This is a genomic window from Taklimakanibacter deserti, assembly GCA_003574785.1.
In genome coordinates, this window is the sequence record QORU01000002.1 from 143933 (window position 1) to 168129 (window position 24197).

Annotated in this window: 23 protein-coding genes and 1 tRNA gene; 4 read left to right on the forward strand and 20 right to left on the reverse strand. The window is 62.1% G+C overall.

Going from position 1 to position 24197, the window contains the following annotated elements; all coding sequences use genetic code 11:
* Positions 1–5: 5 nt before the first annotated feature.
* The 14 genes from nuoK to DS839_RS04000 form a co-directional block, all read right to left on the reverse strand.
* A complete protein-coding gene (gene nuoK / locus DS839_RS03935; RefSeq protein ID WP_119268978.1) occupies positions 6–314 on the reverse strand; it encodes an NADH-quinone oxidoreductase subunit NuoK in 309 nt (102 codons plus the stop codon).
* 2 nt (positions 315–316) lie between these two features.
* Complete coding sequence (locus DS839_RS03940; protein WP_119268979.1) at positions 317–928, reverse strand: NADH-quinone oxidoreductase subunit J; 612 nt, start codon at positions 926–928, stop codon at positions 317–319.
* A 27-nt stretch (positions 929–955) separates the two neighbouring features.
* A complete protein-coding gene (gene nuoI, locus DS839_RS03945; protein ID WP_119269379.1) occupies positions 956–1444 on the reverse strand; it encodes an NADH-quinone oxidoreductase subunit NuoI in 489 nt (162 codons plus the stop codon).
* 4 nt (positions 1445–1448) lie between these two features.
* Positions 1449–1688: a hypothetical protein gene (locus DS839_RS03950; RefSeq protein ID WP_119268980.1), complete on the reverse strand. Its 240-nt coding sequence runs from the start codon at positions 1686–1688 to the stop codon at positions 1449–1451.
* Between the two features lie 12 nt (positions 1689–1700).
* Complete coding sequence (gene nuoH / locus DS839_RS03955) at positions 1701–2738, reverse strand: NADH-quinone oxidoreductase subunit NuoH (protein ID WP_119268981.1); 1038 nt, start codon at positions 2736–2738, stop codon at positions 1701–1703.
* 1 nt (position 2739) lies between these two features.
* Positions 2740–4812, reverse strand: coding sequence for an NADH-quinone oxidoreductase subunit NuoG (nuoG, locus tag DS839_RS03960; RefSeq protein WP_119268982.1), 2073 nt, complete (start codon positions 4810–4812; stop codon positions 2740–2742).
* Between the two features lie 7 nt (positions 4813–4819).
* Positions 4820–6127: an NADH-quinone oxidoreductase subunit NuoF gene (gene nuoF, locus DS839_RS03965; protein ID WP_119268983.1), complete on the reverse strand. Its 1308-nt coding sequence runs from the start codon at positions 6125–6127 to the stop codon at positions 4820–4822.
* A 6-nt stretch (positions 6128–6133) separates the two neighbouring features.
* Positions 6134–7267: an NADH-quinone oxidoreductase subunit NuoE gene (nuoE, locus tag DS839_RS03970; RefSeq protein WP_119268984.1), complete on the reverse strand. Its 1134-nt coding sequence runs from the start codon at positions 7265–7267 to the stop codon at positions 6134–6136.
* Positions 7264–8469 (reverse strand): NADH-quinone oxidoreductase subunit D, encoded by a 1206-nt coding sequence (locus tag DS839_RS03975; RefSeq protein WP_119268985.1) that lies wholly within the window; start codon positions 8467–8469, stop codon positions 7264–7266. The genes nuoE and DS839_RS03975 overlap by 4 nt, the downstream gene beginning before the upstream one ends.
* On the reverse strand, positions 8466–9068 hold the full coding sequence (locus tag DS839_RS03980; protein ID WP_119268986.1) for an NADH-quinone oxidoreductase subunit C: 603 nt from the start codon (positions 9066–9068) through the stop codon (positions 8466–8468). Before DS839_RS03980 ends, DS839_RS03975 begins: the two co-directional genes overlap by 4 nt.
* Positions 9068–9616 (reverse strand): NuoB/complex I 20 kDa subunit family protein, encoded by a 549-nt coding sequence (locus tag DS839_RS03985; protein ID WP_119268987.1) that lies wholly within the window; start codon positions 9614–9616, stop codon positions 9068–9070. The genes DS839_RS03980 and DS839_RS03985 overlap by 1 nt, the downstream gene beginning before the upstream one ends.
* The gene (locus tag DS839_RS03990) at positions 9607–9972 is read right to left on the reverse strand and encodes an NADH-quinone oxidoreductase subunit A (RefSeq protein ID WP_119268988.1); all 366 of its coding nucleotides are present in this window, start codon (positions 9970–9972) and stop codon (positions 9607–9609) included. Before DS839_RS03990 ends, DS839_RS03985 begins: the two co-directional genes overlap by 10 nt.
* Positions 9973–10369: 397 nt before the next feature.
* A tRNA-Asp gene (locus tag DS839_RS03995) sits at positions 10370–10446 on the reverse strand.
* A gap of 54 nt (positions 10447–10500) precedes the next feature.
* Positions 10501–11763 carry a mechanosensitive ion channel family protein gene (locus DS839_RS04000; RefSeq protein ID WP_119268989.1) on the reverse strand — a complete coding sequence of 421 codons (1263 nt, stop codon included), beginning with the start codon at positions 11761–11763 and terminating at the stop codon, positions 10501–10503.
* A gap of 179 nt (positions 11764–11942) precedes the next feature.
* On the opposite strand from DS839_RS04000, the gene DS839_RS04005 reads away from it, so the two are divergent.
* On the forward strand, positions 11943–12992 hold the full coding sequence (locus DS839_RS04005; RefSeq protein WP_119268990.1) for a Fe(3+) ABC transporter substrate-binding protein: 1050 nt from the start codon (positions 11943–11945) through the stop codon (positions 12990–12992).
* A 16-nt stretch (positions 12993–13008) separates the two neighbouring features.
* The gene (locus DS839_RS04010) at positions 13009–14703 is read left to right on the forward strand and encodes an ABC transporter permease (protein ID WP_162918292.1); all 1695 of its coding nucleotides are present in this window, start codon (positions 13009–13011) and stop codon (positions 14701–14703) included.
* A 16-nt stretch (positions 14704–14719) separates the two neighbouring features.
* Here DS839_RS04010 and DS839_RS04015 read toward each other — a convergent pair whose 3' ends face one another.
* The 4 genes from DS839_RS04015 to DS839_RS04030 form a co-directional block, all read right to left on the reverse strand.
* Positions 14720–15067, reverse strand: coding sequence for a hypothetical protein (locus DS839_RS04015; RefSeq protein ID WP_119268992.1), 348 nt, complete (start codon positions 15065–15067; stop codon positions 14720–14722).
* 68 nt (positions 15068–15135) lie between these two features.
* Positions 15136–15648: a GNAT family N-acetyltransferase gene (locus DS839_RS04020; RefSeq protein WP_119268993.1), complete on the reverse strand. Its 513-nt coding sequence runs from the start codon at positions 15646–15648 to the stop codon at positions 15136–15138.
* 115 nt (positions 15649–15763) lie between these two features.
* On the reverse strand, positions 15764–16420 hold the full coding sequence (locus DS839_RS04025) for a UPF0149 family protein (RefSeq protein WP_119269380.1): 657 nt from the start codon (positions 16418–16420) through the stop codon (positions 15764–15766).
* 69 nt (positions 16421–16489) lie between these two features.
* Complete coding sequence (locus DS839_RS04030) at positions 16490–16885, reverse strand: hypothetical protein (RefSeq protein ID WP_162918293.1); 396 nt, start codon at positions 16883–16885, stop codon at positions 16490–16492.
* A gap of 207 nt (positions 16886–17092) precedes the next feature.
* Here DS839_RS04030 and DS839_RS04035 point away from each other — a divergent pair, with 207 nt between their 5' ends.
* Positions 17093–17626: a hypothetical protein gene (locus DS839_RS04035; protein WP_162918294.1), complete on the forward strand. Its 534-nt coding sequence runs from the start codon at positions 17093–17095 to the stop codon at positions 17624–17626.
* 63 nt (positions 17627–17689) lie between these two features.
* Here DS839_RS04035 and DS839_RS04040 read toward each other — a convergent pair whose 3' ends face one another.
* Entirely contained in the window at positions 17690–21016 is a 3327-nt protein-coding gene (locus DS839_RS04040; RefSeq protein ID WP_119268996.1) for a S8 family serine peptidase, read from the reverse strand.
* A gap of 689 nt (positions 21017–21705) precedes the next feature.
* Between DS839_RS04040 and DS839_RS04050 the strand changes: the two genes are divergently transcribed.
* On the forward strand, positions 21706–22233 hold the full coding sequence (locus DS839_RS04050; protein WP_119268998.1) for a hypothetical protein: 528 nt from the start codon (positions 21706–21708) through the stop codon (positions 22231–22233).
* 7 nt (positions 22234–22240) lie between these two features.
* Here the strand turns inward: DS839_RS04050 and DS839_RS04055 are convergent, their stop codons facing one another.
* Positions 22241–24196, reverse strand: a complete 1956-nt coding sequence (locus tag DS839_RS04055; RefSeq protein ID WP_119268999.1) for a D-apionate lactonase family protein — start codon at positions 24194–24196, stop codon at positions 22241–22243.
* Between the last annotated feature and the right edge of the window lies 1 nt (position 24197).

Sequence of the window (24197 nt, forward strand, 5' to 3'; positions counted from 1 at the left end):
CGGCGTCAGCCCTTCATGAGATTGATGTCTTCGACCGCGATGGTGCCGCGGTTGCGGAAATAGACGACGAGGATGGCAAGGCCGATCGCCGCCTCGGCGGCGGCGACGGTCAGCACGAAGAGCGCGAAGACCTGGCCCATCAGGTCGTTGAGATAGGCCGAGAAGGCGACGAAATTGATGTTGACCGCGAGCAGCATGAGCTCGATCGACATCAGGATGATGATGACGTTCTTGCGGTTGAGGAAAATGCCGAAGACGCCGATGGTGAAGAGGATGGCGGCGACGGTGAGAAAATGTCCGAGCGTGATTTCCATCGTCAGATCCCCTGCCCCGGCTTGACCTGGCGGACTTCGATAGCGGTGGCGGGGCCCCGCGCTACTTGATCGGCGACGTTCTGGCGCTTGACGCCCGCCTTGTGGCGAAGGGTGAGCACGATGGCACCGATCATCGCGACCAGCAGCACCAGTCCCGCCACCTGGAAATAGAAGAAGTATTTCGTATAGAGGATCAGGCCGAGCGCCTCGGTATTGGTCACCCCGTTCTGGGTGGCGATCGGCTCGGCGATCTTACCGCCCGAGCCTGAGAAATGCCAGGAGCCCAGCACCAGCAGCAATTCGACGAGCAGGATCATGCCGACGGCGCCGCCGATCGGCAGATAGCTCAGCATGCCTTCGCGCAATTCGGCGAAATCGACATCGAGCATCATCACCACGAAGAGGAACAGCACCGCGACCGCGCCGACATAGACGACGACCAGGATCAAGGCCAGGAATTCGGCGCCCATGAGGATGAAGAGGCCCGCGGCATTGAAGAAGGTCAGGATCAGGAACAGCACCGAATGGACGGGATTGCGCGATGAAATGACCATCACCGCGGCGGCGCAGGCCACCACGGAGAACAGATAGAAGAACAAACTCGCGACCGTCATAGTCCCCTCAATCCTTAAGGCCTGCCCTTAGCGATAGGGTGCGTCGAGCGCAAGATTCCTGGCGATCTCGCGCTCCCAGCGATCGCCATTGGCCAGAAGCTTGTCCTTGTCGAACAGAAGCTCCTCGCGGGTTTCCGTGGCGAACTCGAAATTCGGTCCCTCGACGATGGCATCGACCGGGCAGGCCTCCTGGCAGAAGCCGCAATAGATGCACTTCACCATGTCGATGTCGTAGCGCGTGGTGCGCCTGGTGCCGTCATTGCGCCTTGGCCCCGCCTCGATGGTGATCGCCTGGGCCGGGCAGATCGCCTCGCAGAGCTTGCACGCGATGCAGCGCTCCTCGCCATTGGGATAGCGCCTCAGCGCATGCTCGCCGCGGAAGCGCGGCGAAACCGGTCCCTTCTCGAAGGGGTAGTTCAGCGTCGCCTTGGGGGCGAAGAAGTAGCGCAGCGCCAGCCAGGTGGCGGAGACGAATTCGCGCAGGAACAGCTGGCGGCCAGCTTGAGCCAGTCTCATGACATCACCCATTCAGGAACATATTGCCCAGCAGGAACCCGGCGACCGGGAACAGCACGAGGCTCACCACATAGATAACCCGCGAGACCTTGATCGGATCCGGTCCTTGCGTTCCGGTCACCTTCGCTTTTTCGTACCTGGCGCTGAGTATGGGATAGATGAAGCGATGGAATATCCACAGGCACAGCAGGCCCAGGACCGAGAAAACCAGGAGCCCCAACACATTGCTGAAGGAGAAGTCCATGCTCCGCACCCCTCATGGCAGCCACCCGAAAGTCACCAGGACGCCCGCGGTCAGCGCCACCCAGAACAGCGACAGCGGCAGGAACACCTTCCAGCCGAGGCGCATGAGCTGGTCGTAGCGGTAGCGCGGGACGATCGCCTTCACCATGGCGAACATGAAGAAGACGAAGCACAGCTTGATCAGGAACCAGATGACGCCCGGCACCAGGTTGAGAGGCCAGATGTCGATCGGCGGCAGCCAGCCGCCGAGGAACAGGATGGTCGTCATCGCGCACATCAGGATGATGGCGATGTATTCACCCAGCATGAAGAGCAGATAGGGCGTCGATGAATATTCGACCATGAAGCCGGCCACGAGCTCCGATTCCGCCTCGCCCAGGTCGAAGGGCGGACGGTTCGTTTCCGCCAGCGCCGAGACGAAGAAGACGATGAACATCGGCAAGAGCGGCAGCCAGTACCAGTTGAGGAAGGCGAGCCACGGCAGGCCGATCATGGTGGCAAGCCCGGTCTCCTGCGACTTCACGATGGCGGTGAGGTTGAGCGAGCCGGCGCAGAGCAGCACCGTGATGATGACGAAGCCGATCGAGACCTCGTAGGACACCATTTGCGCCGCCGCACGCAGCGCCGAGAGGAAGGGATATTTCGAGTTCGACGCCCAGCCCCCCATGATCACGCCATAGACGCCGAGGGACGAGATGGCGAGGAGATAGAGGATGCCGACATTGAGGTCGGCGATCGCCCAGCCCTGATCGAGGGGGATGACGGCCCAAGCGGCAAGCGAGAGAAGTGCCGTGACCAAGGGTGCGATGATGAACACGCCCTTGTTGGAGCCATCGGGAATGATGACTTCCTTGAACACGAATTTGAGCAGGTCGGCGAAGGACTGCAGCACGCCCCAGGGCCCGACGACATTGGGACCGCGGCGCATCTGCACCGCCGCCCAGACCTTGCGGTCGGCATAGAGCAGGAAGGCAGTCACGATCAGAAGTGCTACGAGGAGCGCCACGCTCTGCAGCGCGATCAAGCCGACGGTGAAAATAATCTCGTTCATGTCACTCCGCCGCCTCGAGCCGGACCTCGTTCCGCAAGGCCGAACATTCGGCCATGATGCGCGATGCGCGCGCAATGGGATTGGTCTGATAGAAATCCTTGACCGGCGAGACGAAGGCCTCGCCCGACATCTCGCCGCCTTGGGCAAGCGCGTCGAGATCGCCCGCGTCTGCCTTCGCCACGTGATCGAGGCGGACGAGATGCGGGACTTTCTCATACATCGCGCGGCGAAGCTCGGCGAGCGAGTTCCAGGGCTGGGTTGCGCCCAGTACTTCCGACAGGGCGCGCAGGATCGCCCAATCCTCGCGCGCCTCGCCCGGCGGGAAGGTGGCGCGCCGCGTCATTTGCGGACGGCCTTCGGTGTTCACATAGGTGACCGACTTCTCGGTGTAAGCGGCGCCCGGAAGAATGACATCGGCGCGATGGGCGCTCCTGTCGCCATGGCTTCCCTGATAGACGACGAAGCACGACCCTTGCGGCGGCAATTCCACCTCATCGGCGCCGAGGAGGAAGAGCATGTCGAGCTCGCCCGCTTGGGCTGAAGCGAGAATGTCGCGCGTGGACTTGCCGCCATCGCCCGGCAGAGCGCCAACGTCGAGCGCGCCGACGCGGCCCGCCGCCGTATGCAGCACGTTGAAGCCGTTCCAGCCGTCCTTGACGGCACCCACGGCCTTGGCCGCCTTGAAGGCCGCGGCGAGCACGGCCGCGCCATCGGGACGGGCGATTGCGCCCTGCCCCACAATGAAGATGATCTTCTGGCCCTTCACCCGCTCGTCACTGGCAAGGCGGGCGAGGCTCTCGGGGCCGGCGCCCAGATGCGTGTAGCCATAATTGAGATCGGTCTTCTCGCCGATGACGCCGATGAAGACATTGCCCCTGATCCAGCGCTTGCGGATGCGGGCATTGAGGACCGAGGCTTCGAAGCGCGGATTGGTGCCGATGAGCACGATCGAATCCGCTTCCTCGATGCCGGCAATGGTCGTGTTGAAGAGATAGCCGGCGCGGCCACCCTTGTCGCCGAGCGGCGTCCCGTCCTGACGGCAGTCGATATTGGCGATGCCGAGAGACGTCGCGAGCTCTTTGATCGAGAAAGCCTCCTCGGCGCCCACGAGATCCCCCAGGATGATGCCGATGCGCTCAGGGCGCGTGCCTTTGACCTTTTCGTCGATGCGGGCGAAGGCCTCGGGCCATGAGGCAGCCCGCAGCTTGCCGATCTCGCGGATATAGGGCCGGTCGAGACGCTGGGTTCTGAGACCATCCCACACGAAGCGGGTCTTGTCCGAGATCCACTCCTCGTTCACGTCCTCATGGGTTCGCGGCAGGATGCGCATCACCTCGCGCCCCCTCGAATCGACGCGGATATTGGAGCCCACCGCATCCATCGCATCGATGGTCTCGGTCTTGGTCAATTCCCAGGGACGCGCCTTGAACTCATAGGGCTTCGACGTCAGCGCGCCGACCGGGCAGAGATCGATCACATTGCCCTGGAGCTCCGACGTCATGGCGCGCTCGAGATAGGTGGTGATCTCCATGTCCTCGCCGCGGCCGATGGCGCCCAGTTCCTCGACGCCGCCGACCTCCGTCGTGAAGCGCACGCAGCGGGTGCACTGGATGCAGCGGTTCATCGAGGTCTTGACCAGGGGCCCGATGAATTTGTCCTCGACCGCGCGCTTGTTCTCGGCGAAGCGGTTCTTGTCGATGCCATAGGCCATGGCCTGGTCCTGCAGGTCGCATTCGCCGCCCTGGTCGCAGATCGGGCAATCGAGCGGATGGTTGATGAGCAGGAATTCCATCACCCCTTCGCGCGCCTTCTTGACGACGGGGGTCCTGGTGTTCACTTCCGGCGCTTCGCCATTGGGACCCGGCCGCAAGTCGTTGACCGACATGGCGCAAGAAGCCTGCGGCTTCGGCATGCCCTTCACCTCGACCAGGCACATGCGGCAATTGCCGGCGATCGACAGGCGCTCGTGATAGCAAAAGCGCGGCACTTCGGCGCCCGCCATCTCGCAAGCCTGCAGCAGCGTCGTGCCGTTCTCGACTTCGATCTCGGTGCCGTCGACTTTCAGTTTCGGCATAGTGTCCTCACTCGGCGGCCTGAAGGCGCACAGCGCCCTCATGGTCGGGATTGGCCGAATATTGATCGATGCGCTCCTCGATCACATGGCGGAAATGGCGGATGAGGCCCTGGACCGGCCAGGCCGCGGCATCGCCAAGCGCGCAGATCGTATGGCCTTCGATCTGGTAGGTCACATCGAGCAGCATGTCGATCTCGCGCTTCTCGGCGCGGCCTTCGGCCATACGGGTCAGGACGCGCCACATCCAGCCCGTGCCTTCGCGGCAGGGCGTGCACTGGCCGCAGCTCTCATGCTTGTAGAAATAAGCCAGGCGGGCAATGGCGCGGATGATGTCGGTCGACTTGTCCATGACGATGACGGCCGCGGTGCCGAGGCCCGATTTGAGATTGCGCAGCGAATCGAAATCCATCGGGCAGTCGATGATCTGGTCGGCCGGCACGCAAGGCACTGACGCGCCGCCCGGGATGACCGCGAGCAGATTGTCCCAGCCGCCGCGGATGCCGCCGCAATGCTTGTCGATGAGCTCGCGGAAGGGAATGCCCATCGCTTCTTCGACATTGCACTGCTTGTTGACGTGGCCCGAGATGCAGAAGAGCTTGGTGCCGACATTGTTGGGCCGGCCGATCGAGGAGAACCAGGCGGCGCCGCGGCGCATGATGGTGCCGGCGACCGCGATCGATTCGACATTGTTGATGGTGGTGGGCGCGCCATAGAGGCCGACATTGGCCGGGAATGGCGGCTTCATGCGCGGCAGGCCTTTCTTGCCCTCGAGGCTTTCGAGCATCGCCGTCTCTTCGCCGCAGATATAGGCGCCGGCGCCATGGTGGACATAGAGGTCGAAGTCCCAGCCATGGATGTTGTTCTTGCCGATAAGGCGGGCCTCATAGGCCTGGTCGATCGCGGCCTGCAAGCGCTCGCGCTCGCGGATGAATTCGCCGCGCACATATATATAGCCGACATGGGCGGCCATCGCGGCGCCCGCGATCAGGCAGCCTTCGACGAGCAGATGCGGATCATGGCGCATGATCTCGCGGTCCTTGCAGGTGCCGGGCTCGGATTCATCCGCATTGACCACCAGGTAATGCGGCCGCTCGCCGATCTGCTTCGGCATGAAGGACCATTTGAGGCCGGTCGGGAAGCCGGCGCCGCCGCGCCCGCGCAGCCCCGAGGCCTTCATCTCGTTGACCATCCAGTCGCGGCCCTTGTCGATGAACGACCTCACGTCCACCCAGCAGCCGCGCTTCCTCGCGCCATCGAGGCCCCAGTCATGGAGGCCATAGAGATTGGTGAAGATGCGATCCTTATCTGCGAGCATCGTTCATCACTTTCCCGGTTTCTCGCCGACGGCATTGTCGGGCCGCCAGCCTGTCGCAAGCTTCTGCGCCTGCTTCACCCATTCGTCGCGCTCGGCCCGGCCCTTGAAGCCTTCGAGCCTGGCATCGACCCATTTGAGCTCCGCCCTGGTCCATGAGGCGATCTGGTCGAAATGCCACACGCCCATGTCATGCAGCATCTTCTCGAGCTTGGGACCGACGCCCCAGATGAGCTTGAGATCATCGCCCTTGCCCGAGCGCGGCTGTGTAAGAAGCTCGGGCTTGCTTTCCACTCTATCGGCCGGAGCGGCCGTTTCGGGCTTCTTGGGCTGCGCCCCGGCCTTCTCTTCCATCTTTGCCAGCGCTACCGGCGCCTCGGCGGTCTTGACCGGTGACGGCGACTTCACCGCGGGTGCCGTCTCGGCTGCGGCGGGCTGCGGCTTGGCCGCATTCGATGGCGGTGCCGCAGCCGCGGGCTGGGCCGGAGGCGCAGGCGGCGGCGCTTCCATGCGCGTGAAGGTCCGCTCCTTGCCGTAGAGCGCCTTGTCGGTGAGGCTCGTCAATTCGCCTTCGGGAGCCGAGAACTGGCGGCCATTCTGCGGGCCGGGCTTCGGCCTCTTGCCGTTCGCATAGAAGTCGAGCACCTTCTCGAAGGTTTCGGGCGTCAGGTCCTCGTAAGTGTCGCTCCAGATCTGCACCATCGGCGCATTCACGCAGGCGCCGAGGCATTCGACCTCTTCCCAGGAGAAATCGCCATCGGCCGAGAGATGATGCTGCTCGGGGCTGATACGATGACGACAGACCTTCATCAGCTCTTCCGAGCCTCTCAGCATGCATGGCGTCGTGCCGCAGACCTGGACATGCGCCTTCCGGCCTACCGGCGAGAGCTGGAACATGGTGTAGAAGGTCGCGACCTCATAGACGCGGATGAAGCTCATGCCGAGCATATCGGCGACATATTCCATCGCCGGCCTGGACACCCAGCCCTCATTTTGCTCCTGGGCGCGCCACAAAAGCGGGATCACGGCGGAAGCCTGCTTGCCTTCGGGATATTTCCTGATCGCCTCCTTGGCCCAGATGAGGTTCGCCGGGGTGAAGGCAAAGCTCTCCGGCTGAACGGGATCGAGACGGCGCACGCTCATCTATCAACCTCACCAAACACGATATCGAGCGAGCCGAGCACGGCGCTGACATCCGCCAGCATGTGGCCGCGGCACATGAAGTCCATCGCCTGGAGATGGGCGAAGCCCGGCGCCCTGATCTTGCAGCGATAGGGCTTGTTGGTGCCGTCGGAGACGAGATAGACGCCGAACTCGCCCTTGGGCGCCTCGACCGCGGCATAGACCTCGCCGACCGGCACCTTGTAGCCCTCGGTATAGAGCTTGAAGTGATGGATGAGCGCTTCCATCGAGCGCTTCATCTCAGCCCGCTTGGGCGGCACCACCTTGCCGTCCATCGAGGTGATCGGCGTCTTGCCGTCGGCCGAATTCAGCTTCTCGATGCACTGCTTCATGATGCGCACCGACTGGCGCATCTCTTCCATGCGGATCAGGTAGCGGTCGTAGCAGTCGCCGTTCTTGCCGATCGGGATATCGAAATCGAGCTCGCTGTAGCACTCATAGGGCTGCGCCTTGCGCAGGTCCCAGGCGGCGCCCGAGCCTCTCACCATCACGCCGGAAAATCCCCAGGCGAAGCAGTCATCGAGCTTGACCACGCCGATATCGACATTGCGCTGCTTGAAGATGCGGTTGTCGGTGAGGAGCCCCTCGATGTCGTCGAGCACCTTGGGATGATGCTCGCAGAAGGTCCAGATGTCGTCGACGAGCTTCTGCGGCAGGTCCTGGTGCACACCGCCGGGGCGCACATAGGCCGCATGCATGCGCGAGCCCGAGGCCCGCTCATAGAAGACCATGAGCTTCTCGCGTTCCTCGAAGCCCCAGAGCGGCGGCGTCAAGGCGCCGACGTCCATGGCCTGGGTCGTGACATTGAGGAGATGCGACAGCAACCGGCCGATCTCGGAATAGAGCACGCGGATGAGCTGGCCGCGCTTCGGCACGGTGATGCCGAGGAGGCGCTCGACGCCGAGCGCGAAAGCATGCTCCTGGTTCATCGGTGCGACATAGTCGAGCCGGTCGAAATAGGGCACGGCCTGGAGATAGGTCTTGTGCTCGATCAGCTTCTCGGTGCCGCGATGCAGCAGGCCGATATGCGGATCGACGCGCGTCACCACCTCGCCGTCGAGCTCGAGGACGAGGCGCAGCACGCCATGGGCCGCCGGATGCTGCGGCCCGAAATTGATGGTGAAGTTGCGGATGTCGGCTTCGGCGGTCGTCGCGGTCGTCATGGCTTGGCCTTCTCGTCGCCGGGAAGGACATAGTCGGTGCCTTCCCAGGGCGACAGATAGTCGAACTTGCGGAATTCCTGGACGAGCTTCACCGGCTCGTAGACGACGCGCTTCTGCAAGTCGTCATAGCGCACCTCGACATGGCCGGTGAGCGGGAAGTCCTTGCGCAAGGGGTGGCCTGAGAAGCCATAGTCGGTCAGGATGCGGCGCAGGTCCGGGTGCCCTGAGAACAGCACGCCATAGAGATCGAAGGTCTCGCGCTCATACCAGTCGGCGGCCGGAAAAACGCTGATGACGCTCGGCACCGGCGTTTCCTCGTCGGTCCTGACCTTCACGCGGATGCGCTGGTTCTTGTAGGGGCTGAGCAGATGATAGACGACATCGAAGCGCTTCTCGCGCTCGGGGTAGTCGGCGCCGCAAATGTCGATGAAGCAGACGAAGCGGCATTCGGCGTCATCGCGCAGGAAGCGCAAGGTCTTGATGATCTGCTGGGGCTCCGCCTCGATATTGAGCTCGCCATAGGTGATCGAGCTCTCGAGGACAGCCGGGCCCATCCGGCCGGCGATGTGGGCGCTCAAGGCTTTCAGGCTTTCCGACATCAGCGCTCCAATGTACCGACGCGACGGATCTTCTTTTGCAGCTGCAGGATGCCGTAGAGCAGCGCCTCGGCGGTCGGCGGGCAACCCGGCACATAGATGTCGATCGGCACGATGCGGTCGCAGCCCCTCACCACCGAATAGGAATAGTGGTAATAGCCGCCGCCATTGGCGCAGGAGCCCATGGAGATCACATAGCGGGGCTCCGGCATCTGGTCATAGACCTTGCGCAAAGCCGGGGCCATCTTGTTGGTCAGCGTGCCGGCGACGATCATGACGTCCGACTGGCGGGGCGACGCCCTGGGCGCGAAGCCGAAGCGCTCGACGTCATAGCGCGGCATCGAGACCTGCATCATCTCGACGGCGCAGCAGGCGAGCCCGAAGGTCATCCACATCAGCGAGCCGGTGCGGGCCCAGTTGATGAGGTCGTCGGAAGCGGTGACGAGGAAGCCCTTGTCGGCCAATTCGGCATTGATGCCGCTGAAATAGTCCTGCTGGCCCGGCGTGAGGATGCCCCCCTGCCCGGTTTTCGGAGTCTCGATCAATCCCATTCGAGCGCTCCTTTCCGCCACTCATAGATGAAGCCGATGGTGAGAACGATGAGGAAGATCATCATCGACCAGAAGCCGAGAATGCCGACCTTGCCGAGCGACACCGCCCAGGGAAACAGGAAGGCGACCTCGAGATCGAAGATGATGAAGAGGATGGAGACGAGATAGAATCGCACGTCGAATTTCATGCGCGCGTCGTCGAAGGCCTTGAAACCGCATTCATAGGCCGAGAGCTTTTCGGGGTCGGGCTTCCTGACCGCGATGATGATCGCCGACGCCATCAGGGCCAGGGCGATCGCTGCGGCAATGGCCATGAAAATGACGACCGGCAGATAGTCCTTGAACAGTTCGGGCATGTCCCTTGCCTCTTATTGCGCCTCAGTAAAGCGGCGTATTTCGCTGCCGTGGTAGCGCACCAAATGCTGCACTGCAAGCCAATTAGACCAATTCCAAAACTGGCGTCGGGAAAAGGTCCTTGTGACACTTTGTCATGGCCGCACAACGGTTTGGTGAAGCGCAAATCTTGCGCTTCCGATGCTTCGCCGGAAGCCCCTTAGGGTCATCCGGGACACTGCCGTCTGCTCTCCTTCTTGGACCTGTGAAGCAGATCGAATCGGCTCGCATCACCGCCTCAGCCTGTGCGGCCAAGACTCTGTGATATGAAAACGCCCGACCCGCCGCAAAGATCGATCGGCGGCATCGCGCAATGCTTGAATGGGAAGAAAGAGATAGCGCCTAAGCTCTTGAAATGCTTGGCGCGAGTGACGGGGCTCGAACCCGCGACCTTCGGCGTGACAGGCCGACGCTCTAACCAACTGAGCTACACCCGCTTTTGGCGTGGCGCGGTGATAGGGCAGGCTAACGCGGGTGTCAAGCAACGGCGCCTATTTTACCGGAACCAGCGGAATGCCCGCCTCCTTGAGCGTGTCCCAGACCAGGAAATGGACGTCCGAGGAATGTTTTTCGGCTCCCGATACCCAATAAGCCAGCTCGAATATGATGCCCTTGTCGCCGAACTGCCTGAGCGCGCAGGCGGGCCCCGCGGGCTTGGCCAGGATATGCGGATGCTTGGCCGCCGCCTCGGCGATCAGATCCGGGATGCGGTGGATATCGGCGTCATAGGGCACCGAGAACTCTACCTCGTGACGCTGCTCATGGGGCTCTTCGGTGCCTTCGGATTTCGCCCAGGTGATGAAGGCGGAGGTGATGAACTTCTCATTGGGCACGGTGATGGCCTTGCCGTCGCCGGTCTCGAGCGTGCTCGAGCGCATATTGATCTCGCGCAGCGTCCCCGCCATGCCGCCGCCGAGTTCGACATAGTCGCCGACCTTCATCGAGCGCTCGAACAGGAGAATCATGCCTGAGATGAAGTTGGAGGCGATCTGCTGCAGGCCGAAGCCCAGGCCGACGCCGACCGCGCCGCCGAAGATGGTGAGCGCCGTCAGATCGAGGCCCAGGACCTGCAGAAGCAGGATGAAGAGCAGCACGAATAGGATGATCTGGAAGATATTGGCCAGGAGCTCGCGAGTCGGGATATCGAGCGTCTCCTGCTTGCGGATGACCTTCTGGCCGGCATCGTTCGACAGCCGCCCGAGCCAGAACAGGATGCCGCCCGCGACCGCCGCCTTGATCAGGGTGAAGAGCGACAGCCGGATATTGCCGGCCTCGAGCGAGACCGAATCGAGATAGCGGGTCACGTCGCCCAGGACGCCGAAGACTTGCAGCGTCGCGATCGGGATGCCGATCCAGCGTACCGCCGCATTGACGAGCGGATGGGTGATGAAGCGGTTGATCGCCGCATAGAGGACGGCGATGACGCCGATGCTCTGGGCGATGCGGGCGAGCCAGGACGAGCCGACGACAGTTTCCAGCACCTGCACGGCGATGGCGAGCATCAGCACGCAAAGGATCGGGAACAGCAGGTCGCGGCAGCTATGGATCCAGCGCCTCACCTTGAGGAGCGCCCCCTGCTCGGGCGAGCTCCTGAAATAGGGCGTCTTCGTCTTGATCTGCCGGTTGGCGAAATGAGCGAGCGCCACCGCGACGATGATGGCGCCGACCTGGGCATAGAATTGCGGGCTCACCAGCCAGCCCACGAGAATTTGAAGAAGCTTCGTGGCTTCCAGCTCCGCTTGGTCGATGGTCATCAATTCTCTCGCAGTTTCAACGTTTTTTCGGCCATCCCAAGCCCGCTTAGAATGTTTCCAAATGGCTGTCGGGACAAGGTTTTTCTTGACGCTGACGCGCTTTTCCCTGAAAACCCGACAGTAACAGTCGGATTTATGCCCGACGCGGACTTTGAACTGGATTCGAGGGGAAGCTCAAGATGATCAAATCCTTCACGAAAACTTTCTCCCTTGCCGCAGCGGCACCGCTGGCCGCGGCTTTTCTGGCGACCAGCGCCTTGGCCGACGGGGTGGTCAATGTCTATTCCTACCGGCAGCCGGAGCTGATCAAGCCGCTGCTCGATGCCTTCACCGCCGATACCGGCATCAAGACGAACGTCCTGTTCCTCGATAAAGGCCTCGAGGAGAAGATCGCCGAGGAAGGCGCCAATTCGCCGGCCGATGTGATCCTCACCGTCGATATCGGCCGCCTCCAGGCCGCCGAGGACAAGGGCGTCACCCAATCGCTCACCAGCGATCTCATCAACAAGGACATCCCGGCGCAGTATCGTGATCCCGAGGGCAACTGGTTCGGCGTCACCACCCGCGCCCGCGTCGTCTATGCCTCCAAGGAGCGCGTGGGCCAGGACGCGATCACCTATGAAGAGCTCGCCGATCCCAAATGGAAGGGCAAGATCTGCACCCGCTCCGGCCAGCACGTCTATACGATCGGCCTCATCGCCTCGATGATCGCCCATAACGGCCCGGAGAAGACGGAGGAATGGCTGAAAGGCGTCAAGGCCAATCTCGCCCGCAAGCCCGATGGCGGCGACCGCGAGCAGGCCAAGGCGATCTTCGCGGGCGAATGCGACATCGCTCTCGGCAACACCTATTATGTCGGCCAGATGCAGACCAGTGAGAAGAACCCCGAGCAGAAGGAATGGGCCGCTGCGATCAAGGTTCTGTTCCCCAATGCCAATGACCGCGGCACGCATGTGAATATCTCCGGCATGGCGCTGGCCAAGAATTCTCCCAACAAGGAGAATGCCGTGAAGCTCATGGAATTCCTGGCCAGCGACAAGGGCCAGACGCTCTATGGCGAGCAGGTCTTCGAATATCCGGTCGAGCCCGGCATCAAGCCGTCCGAGATCGTCCAGGGCTGGGGCACGCTCAAGCCCGACCCGCTGCCGCTCGCCGACATCGCCAAGAACCGCAAGGCCGCGTCCGAGCTCGTCGATAAGATCGGCTTCGATGAGGGGCCCGCCACCTGACCAGTTTCTCCCCACGATGAGTGTGGCACTTCAAAAGGGGCGTTCGCGTCCCTTTTCTTTATGGGGCGAGCACCGCCTCCTCATTTTGGGCGCGCTGCTGGCGAGCCTCGGCGTCCTCATCCCCCTCCTCGCCCTCATCGCTCTGTCGCTCACCGGCGCCGGTGCCGATTGGAGCCATCTCATCCGTAATGTGCTGCCCGTCGCGGTCCGTACCACCTTCTGGGTCATGGCGGGTGTGGCGCTTCTCACCGCCAGCATGGGCATCATCCCCGCCTGGCTCACCGCCTATTACGACTTCCCCGGACGGCGCGTCCTGATCTGGGCGCTGGTGCTGCCGCTCGCGGTGCCGACCTATCTCGCGGCTTACGCCTATGCCGAGTTCTTCACCTTCACCGGCCCGCCCCAGACCTTGATCCGCGCCCTTTTCGGCTTCCGCTCGGCGCGCGACTACTGGTTTCCCGATGTGCGCTCGCTCTGGGGTGCCGTCATGATCCTGTCCTTCGTCCTCTATCCTTATGTCTATCTGACGACCCGCGCCGGCTTCCTGATGCAGGGCCGCAATGCCACCGACGTGGCGCGCACCTTGGGGGCCTCGCCGGTGCGCGCCTTCTTCCAGGTGCTTTTGCCGATGACGCGACCCGCCATCATTATCGGCGTGACGCTGGCGCTCATGGAGACGCTGAACGATATCGGCGCCGTTGAATATCTCGGCGTCAAGACGCTGACCTCGACCGTCTATACGACCTGGCTCAACCAGGGCAGCCTGTCGGGCGCGACGCAGATCGCCTGCGTCATGCTGGTCGTCGTCTTGGGCGTGATCCTCGCCGAGCGCTGGGCGAGGCGCAAGCAGCGCTTCAATCTCGGGCGCAGCACCGCCATGGCGCAGCGCGGCGCGCTCACGCATCTCAGTGGCGTTCCGGCGGCCATCGCCGTCTTCGCCTGCCTCATGCCGATCGTCGCCGGCTTCGGCCTCCCCGTCTATGTGCTGGGCGCCTATGCGCTGAAGCGGCTCGACCAGCTGTCCGATCCCGTGCTCCAGGAAGCGATCCTCACCAGCGTTCTGGTGGCGGCGGCGGCGGCCACCGTCACCGTCGCCATCGCTTTCCTGCTCACCTATGCGGTGCGCGTGACGCGGAGCCGCAACATGCTCCTCCTCAACCGCTTCGCGGCGCTGGGCTATGCCATTCCGGGCACCGTGCTGGCGCTCGGCATCCTCATTCCGCTGGCGCGCTTCGACAATCTCCTCGATCAGTGGATGCAGGCGGCCTTCGGCATCAGGACCGGTCTTCTCCTCACCGGTTCGGCGCTGTGCATCGTCTATGCGATGAGCGTGCGCTTCCTTGCCATGGCGGAAGGCGCCATCGAGGCGGGCTTCCACAAGGTGCCGGCCCATGTCGACATGGCGGCGCGCACGCTGGGGCGCAATGCGCGCGAGACACTGATCCAGATCCTCGTGCCGATCTTGAGGCCCGCTTTCCTCACCGCCTTCCTTCTCGTCTTCATCGACGGCGTGAAGGAACTGTCGGCGACGATCCTGCTTCGGCCCTTCAACTACAATTCGCTCTCGACCTATGTCTATGAGCGGGCCTCGCGCGCCGCGGTCGAGGATGCGTCCGTCGCCGCCCTCCTCATCATGCTCGCCGGCATCCTGCCGGTGATCCTGCTCTCGCGCAGCATCAATGCCGGCGTGGCCAGGACGGAAGAAATCTAGCGGGAATGTAGGAGTATCAGCGTCTCGGCTTCATGTAGACGGTTTCGCACTGCTCTCCGAGCGCTGAATAGAAGCATTGAGTATAGTAGCCGCTTCTTTTCTTGAGCGGTCCGTTCTTGGCCTTGACACGCTGAAGCTTGGAGGAGGAGCCGTTGGACGTCGGCACCCTGGAATAGACATATTCACAGATCTCCCCGAGCCCTGAATAATAGCACTGGATGTAGTAGCCGCTCTTGTTCTTGAGCACGACACCACTCGGGACTTTTTGATACGCCCGAGACGTGGCGCTGCCGGCGGGACCGGCGAAAACGGCGGCAGAGACGACCGCGACGGCGGCCAATACAGTCAGAAATGGCTTGGACATGAGTGCTCCTGAGTTTCGACTCGTCGACCCGCCTCGATCGTCAGTTCTAGAGTCGCCTAAGGTCACTTTCAAAGGGCATGACGGGACATTTTAGGACTTCGGTCCTGCACATCAGGCCGTCTCAGGATCGTGAGGCGGTTGACCGGGCGGCGCTGCAGCAGCGCCATCACGGTGCCGATCAGGCTCCCGACCCGGTAGTTGAAGCGAATGGCGCGGGGCGCCGTTCGAGGCGGCACCGCCACAAATCCCCAGCTCGCATAGTGATCCGCATGTTTCCTGCGGGTGATCACATAGACTGTCCCCGTCTCGCTTTTGAGGAGGGTGCCGATGATCCTGGCCGAGATGCCGCGGCCGCGCCACGGACGGGCGACCACGACCGAGCCGAGCTCGCGCGAGCCGTCGGGATGACGCCGGATCTGGCTTGCCCCGATGAGCTCATCGCCCCTCACCGCCACGGCGAAATTCTCGAAATGGAGATGATGCGGGTTGAGCCTTTCGCCGCGCACGAGTCTGCAAATGGCCTCTTGCTCGCGCGCAACGGCGCGGCGGATGACATAGTCCGGCTGGACGACGGTAAGCATGGCGCAGGCTTCCCAGTAGGGTGTTCAACTGCGCCACATACGTTCCATGCCTGCGGTCTATGCCGGGAAAGTCCGGTTTCGCCCTTCTTCCGCTTGCTTGCGGGAGAAGACACGATCAGTTAGCCCCGTGGCACTTCTTGTATTTCCTGCCGGACCCACAAGGGCACGGATCGTTCCGGCCGATATTCTTGAAGCTGCTTTCGCCGGCGCTGGAGCGATGGGGTTTCGTTTCCACCCACTCAGGAATGAGGTCCGGCGCTCCAGCGATGAGGCGGTCTTGTTCTGGCTTGGGCAGCGTGCTTTTACCGCCGGCTATCGCGATGAGGGAGCGCAGCCCGGCAAGGGCGTCGATAGCATCCTTGTCACCGCTCTCGACGATGGCAAGCCAGCTTGTGGGCGAAAGCGCCATGGCACGCTCAAAGCCCTCGACCCAGATTTCCCAGAGAACCTCGCCGGTGCGGTTGTAAACGGCAAAGACAGGCTCATAAGGTTTGGAATTCGGAAGCAGGCTCAACGCGATGCTGTTGTAGTGGTCCTTGATCAGATCGAAGACATACTGGGCTTCCGCCAGGTCCTTGAAGACGGGAGCTTGGTCGTCGCTGCCTCTCTTGCTCCAGATGTACGGCATCCAACCGCTGAAGAGGATCAACTCGGGGCAAACGAGTACGCCGGCCAGGAAACCATCGAGCTCTTCGACCAGCATCCACTCGTCATTCTCGTCCGGCAGGCCAAGCAGGAAGTCCTGAAGCTGGTCGAGCTTGCTCTTGACCATCAGCGTCCCATTCCATGGTGGAGTTAAGCGCGGTGATTGATGGGATAATCGACGGACGGGGTCAAGGCGTCAGTGCGCCGTGAAATGCACGATGATGGCGAAGATCGACATGCCGAAGGCGACGGCCGCGATGGGAAGGAGGATTTCGATTGCCGCATTCCTGGCCCTCACCCGGTCCTGCCAAGTGCTGAATTCGCTGGCCGACAGCCATTCCCGGAAAGAGCCTTCGGAGCTTTCCTTTTCGTGCGGATGATGGCGCCAGATGCGCCACAGGGCGGCCGGAATGGCAATGGCGATGAAGATCAATCCAGTGGCGACGACCAGCAGATAGTCCGTATACCCATCGCCGCCGAAGGCCCAGGACGAGACCACGAACCACAGACCCAGCGCGACCAGCGCCAGATAAAGACCGGGATGGAGGTGATCGGTGACCCGCACTGTCGGGCGGTATTCTCTTCTGCTCATGGGCTGCTCCTCAAGGATGGAGATGCGGCGGAGCGCTATTGAGACAACGTGGGAATGCGGTCGATGTTCGATCATGCGTCGGGATGCCGCGAGCGCCCCGGCCGGCAACGCCGGCATCCGGTAATCATGAACGGTTCCATGGATTTATCACCGACATGAATATTTGGTATGATAGCCTGCTTCGCGAAGGATGAGGGGGCTTTGGCTATGGCAAGGATCGCTGCAAGGGGATGGCCGGCGCTCTTCGCCCTGATTTACCTGGTCGGCACGCCTGTTTCCGCCCCGGCACAAGAGGTGGGCCAGAGCTTCATCGATCACCTGGCGCGCCAGATCATTTGCCAATCACCTCCCGACCCCACGCCGGCGCTGCTCTATTTGAGCCGGAACAGGCATATCGACGCGAAGAAGGGCCAGCGCGCGGACAGCGAAACCTGCTGGATCATCTATCCGCCGCTCAAGATCGACGGCATAGGCTTCACGCATGTTTGCGCTTCGGCCGATGATCCCCTGCTGATCGAGCTCTTTCCGCTTCTCTACTATCGCGGTCCCGGAACCTCGCCCGGCACCGGGTTGCGGCTCGTCACCAATGACGATGAGGCGGCCGTCGACGACTGGATCGAGCGCGCCAAGGCCCGCCTCGGCCTCAGCGGCGAAACCAAGCTCGATATCGGCGAACCGACCTTCGTCAAGGGCAAGACGGAAATCTCCTGCAACAGCACGAGCTTTCTTTCGGGCAAGTGACCTAGAAAGGGCGCGACATAGGATCAGGATGATGGGCGGTGAGGGCACCAAATCCTTCTTTCCTCAGCCCATCCTGTCCAATGAGGGCTTGGCTATTGTCAAAGCCACTGTTGCTGAACCGCTAATCTTACCCGATGGCTGACGCTGGACGAGGACTATCTCGTAGTCCCCGGGCTTGGCGCTCTTTCCCACAACTCCACCCAAGACGATTGTGCTGAGCCGACCCTGCCCGCCGTATACAGGGACCTGCACCCGTGGTCGGGCTCGCAAGGAAACAACTTCCCGACCCTTGTACCAGGCGAAGCGCCAGTCTTGTTGCTGGGGCTTCGGAGGCATTGGGCGTAGGTTGCCCGCCAGCGCGCTTACCGACCGATCGCTGCTGTCTGCGAGCGCTTCCTCGAGGCGGGCTCGTTCACGGGCCCCCGCAGACAAGGATTCGCGAATCCGGCGGCGAAGTATCGGATCCAACAAATCCAAATAAAGCTCGACTTCGCGCGGCAGGTGGCCGCGGTTGATTTCGACCAATACGTATTCTGCCTTGTTCTCCTCGTTGCCGACCACCGTGGCGACTGTGAAATCTGCCCCTGCGTCGGTTCCGATGATCGATATGTTCTTTTGCGCGAGATTATTGTCGTCCCAAACGTGATTGCCGGTCGGCGGAGGTCCGTCGTGAGGGGTCACCTCCGCGAGCAGGCAGGGATGCCAATGCACCGGTCCTGACGGTGTCGCGACATCGGCTGGCGGGATCAGTGCAGTTGGCCACCGGACGTTGATGATCTGCTCGCCGCCTGGCGGCACCGCCGTGATCTTCGCTTCTGCGATGAAGTATGTGCCTGGCACCATCGGGAAAGGAACCGGATCGCCCGGGCCATTGATGGGCTGGAACGAAGCGGGATAGGTGAACTCCATCCCGGGATAATGGGTAACCGAAATTCGCACCCACGCATCGAGCGACGCCAATGTTCCGTTGTTGCGGACCCGCGCATATACCCAATTGTCTTGTCCCCGCATCGGAACCTCGTGCGGTCCCGCGGTGGCATAGTTGGGTGGAAGGGGACTTGGGTCAACCGCAGGATCGAGGCGCCGGCACCAGATATCGGGGCTGTTCCAGAAGGCGCCCGTCGAAGCGACCGCTCCTGTGTCGGCAAGGTTGTCACGAAGGACGAGATCGCGGGTCCCCGCGAACATGATGGCGGCATCGACGGCAGCACCTGCGTTCACGCGCCCATAGCCATACCAGCCGCTGCGCACCGGCGGTTGGCCTGAGCCTACCGATGGATTGCCGTTGGCATCAAGCCACTGCCCTACGGGATCGGTATTGGCTAGATCGAACTTGACCGCCGTGTCGCGAAGAATCTGGCGCGCCTCGATATATGTGAGGGCCGGATTGGCCGACAATACGAGAGCGGCCGCGCCGGCGCACAATGGCGTCGCAGACGATGTTCCGCCGAAGTTGTTGCGGTGGTTGTTCGGCCCCGTCACGACCATGTCGCCGACAACATGGGCATTGAGCAATCCGCCGCCGAAGCCGTTGTTGAACCCCTGAACCGTGAGCTGATTAGTCATTGCGTTCACCGCGGTGATGCGCGCCGGCTCACTTCCAAGGCCGCCGAAGGGTCCGACGTGAATGACGGCGTTGACCGCGAAACCTGCAACACTGGCGACGGTCAACGATGTTGCCCCGACCGCCGATGCGGCCGTCAGGGTCGTCTGCGACTGGACATAGCTGATCAGATTTCCATCACCTTGATGGGCTGCGCTCCAGGGCATGAATCCAGTCGGTGGATTGTGTACGGTCGGGGATTGATCCTGCGTCGGCGAGCAAAGGGCGATCTGACCCCACCCTGAGAATGGAGCACGGATTTCGGTCACCCCATCATTCGCGAACGAGGTGCCGGCAATGCCGAAGCATTTCTCGTATGCACCGTATGGACGTGCCGTCACATTGTTTTGGTTTTGGTTGCCGGTGGAGAAAAAGCACATTGTACCCTTTCCTCCGCGTCCGAACGTCGTGACGAAGTCGAGCGTTGCGCGAGCGGTGCCAGACAGAGGCGCACCCGCGCCGGGCGTCAAGCTGCAGGTGATGACGTCGGCTCCCCGCGCCGGCGGAGCTGCCGGGAAACCGGCAAGCGGGCTCTGCGGATCGAACCCCGCCATCCAAATATATTGGTCGGCGACCTCGAGATCGATGTAAGGCGTGCGGCCGGCGATCGTCATGATCTGGACGTTGGGAGCGCTGCCCGCGAGACCGTGGGCCTGACCGGGGATCGGCGATGGATTGTTCGCCAGCGCCACGGACACTCCCGCGACGCCCGATCCGTGATCATCCCATGGGTTGTCGTTGTTGGCCACCATATTGTCAAAATCGAAGGTCGCGAAGACCTTCGGCGCGCCGTTGCTCACCGTTCCGGAGAAGTCGCTGTTCGTCGGCACCCCGCCCACGGATTGAACGCCCGAATCCCAGACTGCAAGGATGATGTCGGGATCGCCAAACGTCTCCAGTCCGGCATCTTGGAGGTGCTGCCAGGCATCCTGAACGGTTATGAGCTGCCGGTCCCATAGACCGGGCCACAGCGGATCCGTAGGGATGATTGCATCGACTTCGGGTGTGACAACCAGGCTGGGTTCCGCCCATTCCACGTCGTCGCGCGCGGCTATCGCTGCGATGCTATCGAGGATGTCCAGCGTCGCCGGCTTATTCCACCGCAGCACGTATGTTCTTGGAGCAAATGAAAGTTCGCGAACGACCTCGTAGCCGTGTTCCTCGGCAATCGGCCTGATGTCCTTCTGCTCGCGGAGCTGCACGACGATTTCGCGAGTAAGATGAGTGAACCCCGCTTGGCGCATGCTGACCACCGCACCCGCATGTTCGACGAGCGGATGCTCTGACAGCTGCGCCAGGGCCCTGAATGCGTCGATCCCGCCGGAACGAAAGAGTTGGACACCCGCTTTTTCGGCCAGCGGTGGGACGTCCTCGGGTTGGAGGCCCAGACGCGCAGTTAGTTGTATTACTGCGTCTCTGGCCCCACGTGCCCTGCGAACCAGCGTGACGCCGATGAGATCTCCGTCGGCATCCACGGGCACTCTGACCTTTTCCCGAAAATACGTCTTGACTCCTTTCGCTCCCAGGATGAACAGCTCCCGATGCTGATCGCCGCCCACATGGATCTTGCGGGTCTGACTTTGCAGTTGGCTGTGCCTGACGTCGAGAACGCCATCGCCTCGCGGAATCTCATTCGCAACGTAGAGACCGGCCTTGTCGTCAAACGGAACTGAGATCGCGTTCCTGCTACCAACGGATTGCAAGGTGACGGTTGCGTCCTTGACAATATCTCCCGTTGCATTGCGCACCTCGACCTGAAACGATGAGTCACTCTTGTTGTACTGCATCACGTCCTCCCAAGTTCTACGTTGAACTTCGAGTGTCTCGGCTAGGTAATTCGAGAAGGACACCCGGTGCCCAAAGCGCCCGCGGTTGCGTCAGTCCGACCAGGTGTTTCATTCGCAGGCCGGTCCAGTACGTCGACCCTAATGCCAGCCTGCTTGAGCAACGCGATTTTGCTCTTGCTCAAAACGGCGATGCCATGGTTCTTGCTTGGCAGCGTGTGGTCCGCACAAAGCAGGCCTTGCCCCTGACAGGGCCGGGTCACGTCCGCGGCACTGTCGTCAATTGGCAAAGCGCACCGAAAGAACTTTTTGCCACTCATACGCTACTCCGCGTATGCTCGTTTCTCAGGCACAGACTTGCTTCAAACCCGTCAATCTTTCGAGCGGCAGCCGCGCGCAACGCTCTTGCGGACGATCAATCCCAACCTCAAGCCTTCTTTGCAACTCATCGAAGGCCGCTTACCTATCGTAAGTTACCCAGTAGCGGTGTTCAAGAACATTCTCCCGTGAGTAGCTCGACGAGAGTGTCGGAGCGTCCCCCGCTTTCATCCGATGCACAACGTGATGAACAAAATCATTGCTTTCACGCAACACATTGAAATTCATCTATTTATTTTTGATGAATGGTGGGCGGTGAGAGAGACTCGAACTCCCGATTCCGCCCATCCGGAGGGTCGTGCTATTGGCCAGCCATGGAACCCTGGTTCATTGCAACAGAAACCTTTGGCCCCGCCGATGGCGACAAATGGACCGGCTATGTGAAGTGGTCCGGTTTAGGCCAGCTCGATGAACTCATCTCGCTCGACACAATGCTGTGCCCGACACTGCTCCCCGAGATCAAGGATGACTATTGGCCTCACATCGTCAATGCGGACGGCTGTCTGCGTTTCTTCACCGACCTCTCCTTCCTGCGCCGGCAAGTCGCCGATATCGCCGACGGCCGCATTCTGTGCGTCTACAGGAACCCGGAGAGTCCACCCATCCTCCCTGCCGGATTGAGCGGCTTCAGCCTCGTCGGCTACGATCTTCTCGATGAATGGGCGAGCATCAGTGCGCTGTCGAATTGCGGCGGCTGGCCGGGCATCCTGGACAATTCGGAACTCTCACCCAACGGTCTCATCACGAGCCACACGCGGGCGCTGCAATTGCGCGACCTGCTGGCGCGCCAATTTCCGCAAGAGCCTCACGCTCAGTGCGATGTCTGGGCGATCTTTGTTTGAAATAAAGTCAGCCCTGCTTGAACGCGCGCACCACTGCGTAGGCGTCGAGCGACAGCGTCTGCCCTTCGACCGGCGTCAGCCTGTCGAGCAGATCCGCCTGTCGGGATGCCGCGACAAAGGATGATGCATCGAGCAGCGCGATGTTCGCGAAACCGTCGGGAAGGCGCACTTCCAGCACATTGGGCGAGGGATTGCAGAGCCACAGCTCCGTGCCTTTTTGCGTATCAGCCGCAATTCCGCGTACCGCGCCGTCGATGGAGGATTGCAACAATCGGACCGGTCGGCCTTTGAGCTTCGCCAAACCTCTGACGACATGCCAGACAGGATAGAGCTCGCCTTTGCCCTCGAACCCGGGCTGCGGGAACGCAGTCGGTACGGACAGGACGCCGAACGGGCCGACCGCGCCGCCGAGGGCGATCGCCTCAGCACCGCCTTCAGCGAAGGCCGCGAAATAGCCGAGGTTCCAGGCCGCACCCATGATGCCGCGCTGGCGCGGATCGTTGAAGTTCACCGCCTGCCTGATATTGCGCGGGTTTGCGACAGCCGCTTCCCCATAGGGGTTGTCGCGCAGCCCGATCGCGGAGGGTCCCACGGAATAAGGCAGCCCCTTCGCGATGGCCGGCACGGTCCTGACGATATGCGGCAGGCATTCGAGCGTGTCCATCAGCGAACGGTCGTCGCCGGCATGGAAGATCGCCGCTGTCGTGAATGTCACGAGGTCGATCGCCTCCGTCGGCGGACGCTTGCGGTTCAGTTCGGTGAAGAAGCTGAACATGCCGCCGCCGATGCGCGACCCAGGGAAGGCCCGGCGCGTCGCGGCATAGAGTTTCGCCGCATCCGGCGCCGGCGGCCAGACGCTTCCGGGGAGCGTGCATTTGAGATCGGGCGCCGGCGATACAAGGACCGTCGTGAAGGGATGGTCCAGCCGCGCCGCGACCTTGCCGAGGGCGTCGATTTCGGCTGATGCACCGTCATCGTCCAATTGTTCGACCACGGCTTCCAGCCAGGGCTCTGCCCCCATCGCGACGGCGGCCTGGACCTGCTTCGCCAGCGTTTCGGCATTATGGCCGCGCCTCGGATCGTGGTGGCAGATCACATGGGACAAGCCGAGCTGATGCAGCTTTTCGGCCTGTCTCAAGGCCGCGGCGGCATCCTCCGGCTGATGCCCCACACCCAGCGGCGGCACGGCACCCTTGGCTTCCGCAAGGCTCAGCACGGCGCTGCTGGCGCCCTGGCGGCGGGCCCCCTTGGAAGCACCTGTGATCGTCAGTGTAATTTTCTGGTCGACGCCCTCGCCCGGCGCGATCCGGTAAGGCCATGGCAGGGCCAGCGGCCGGACATAGGTCTTGTAGGACGCGTCGGTCCAGTTCCGCTGGTCCTCCATCTCGAAGGCATCTCCTTCCATGCGGCAAGTGACCGCCTGCCCGCCGGCCGAGACATACGAGATCTCGCGCAGGTCCATCATCGGCTGTACAGGATCGATCTCGACCGGGAAACGCGTCTCGATCCTTTCGCCGGTGGTATGGGTGATCGTCGCCGCGGCTCCGCTGACGCCGGTGATCGGGTGCAGGACGACGAAGCCGGTCCGATTGGTCAAAAAGCCGGTTTGCGTCTTGCCGCGGCCTGAATAGGTCAGCACGCCCGACGCCAAGCCTTCTATCGCTACCTCGTAGTCGAAGGTCTCGTCTTTGCTCGCAACACCCGCGCGATAGCCTATCGCGAAACGGCTCTCGTCTTCCTCAACGACGAGATCGGAAATGTCGGGGATGAGCGTGGCCCAGTCCTTGTCGCGCACCACAAATGAAATGGCGCGGATCACTTCCTCGCCATGCATGCGGATGTCGCGCAGATTGGCGCCGTCGAAGAGGACGCTGAGCGGCCCGGCCCGGAGCAGCCGCTCTTTCGCGGGCGCTTCCTCGGTGCCGTAGAGACGGACGGCGCGGGATGGTTCGGATCGTGTCATG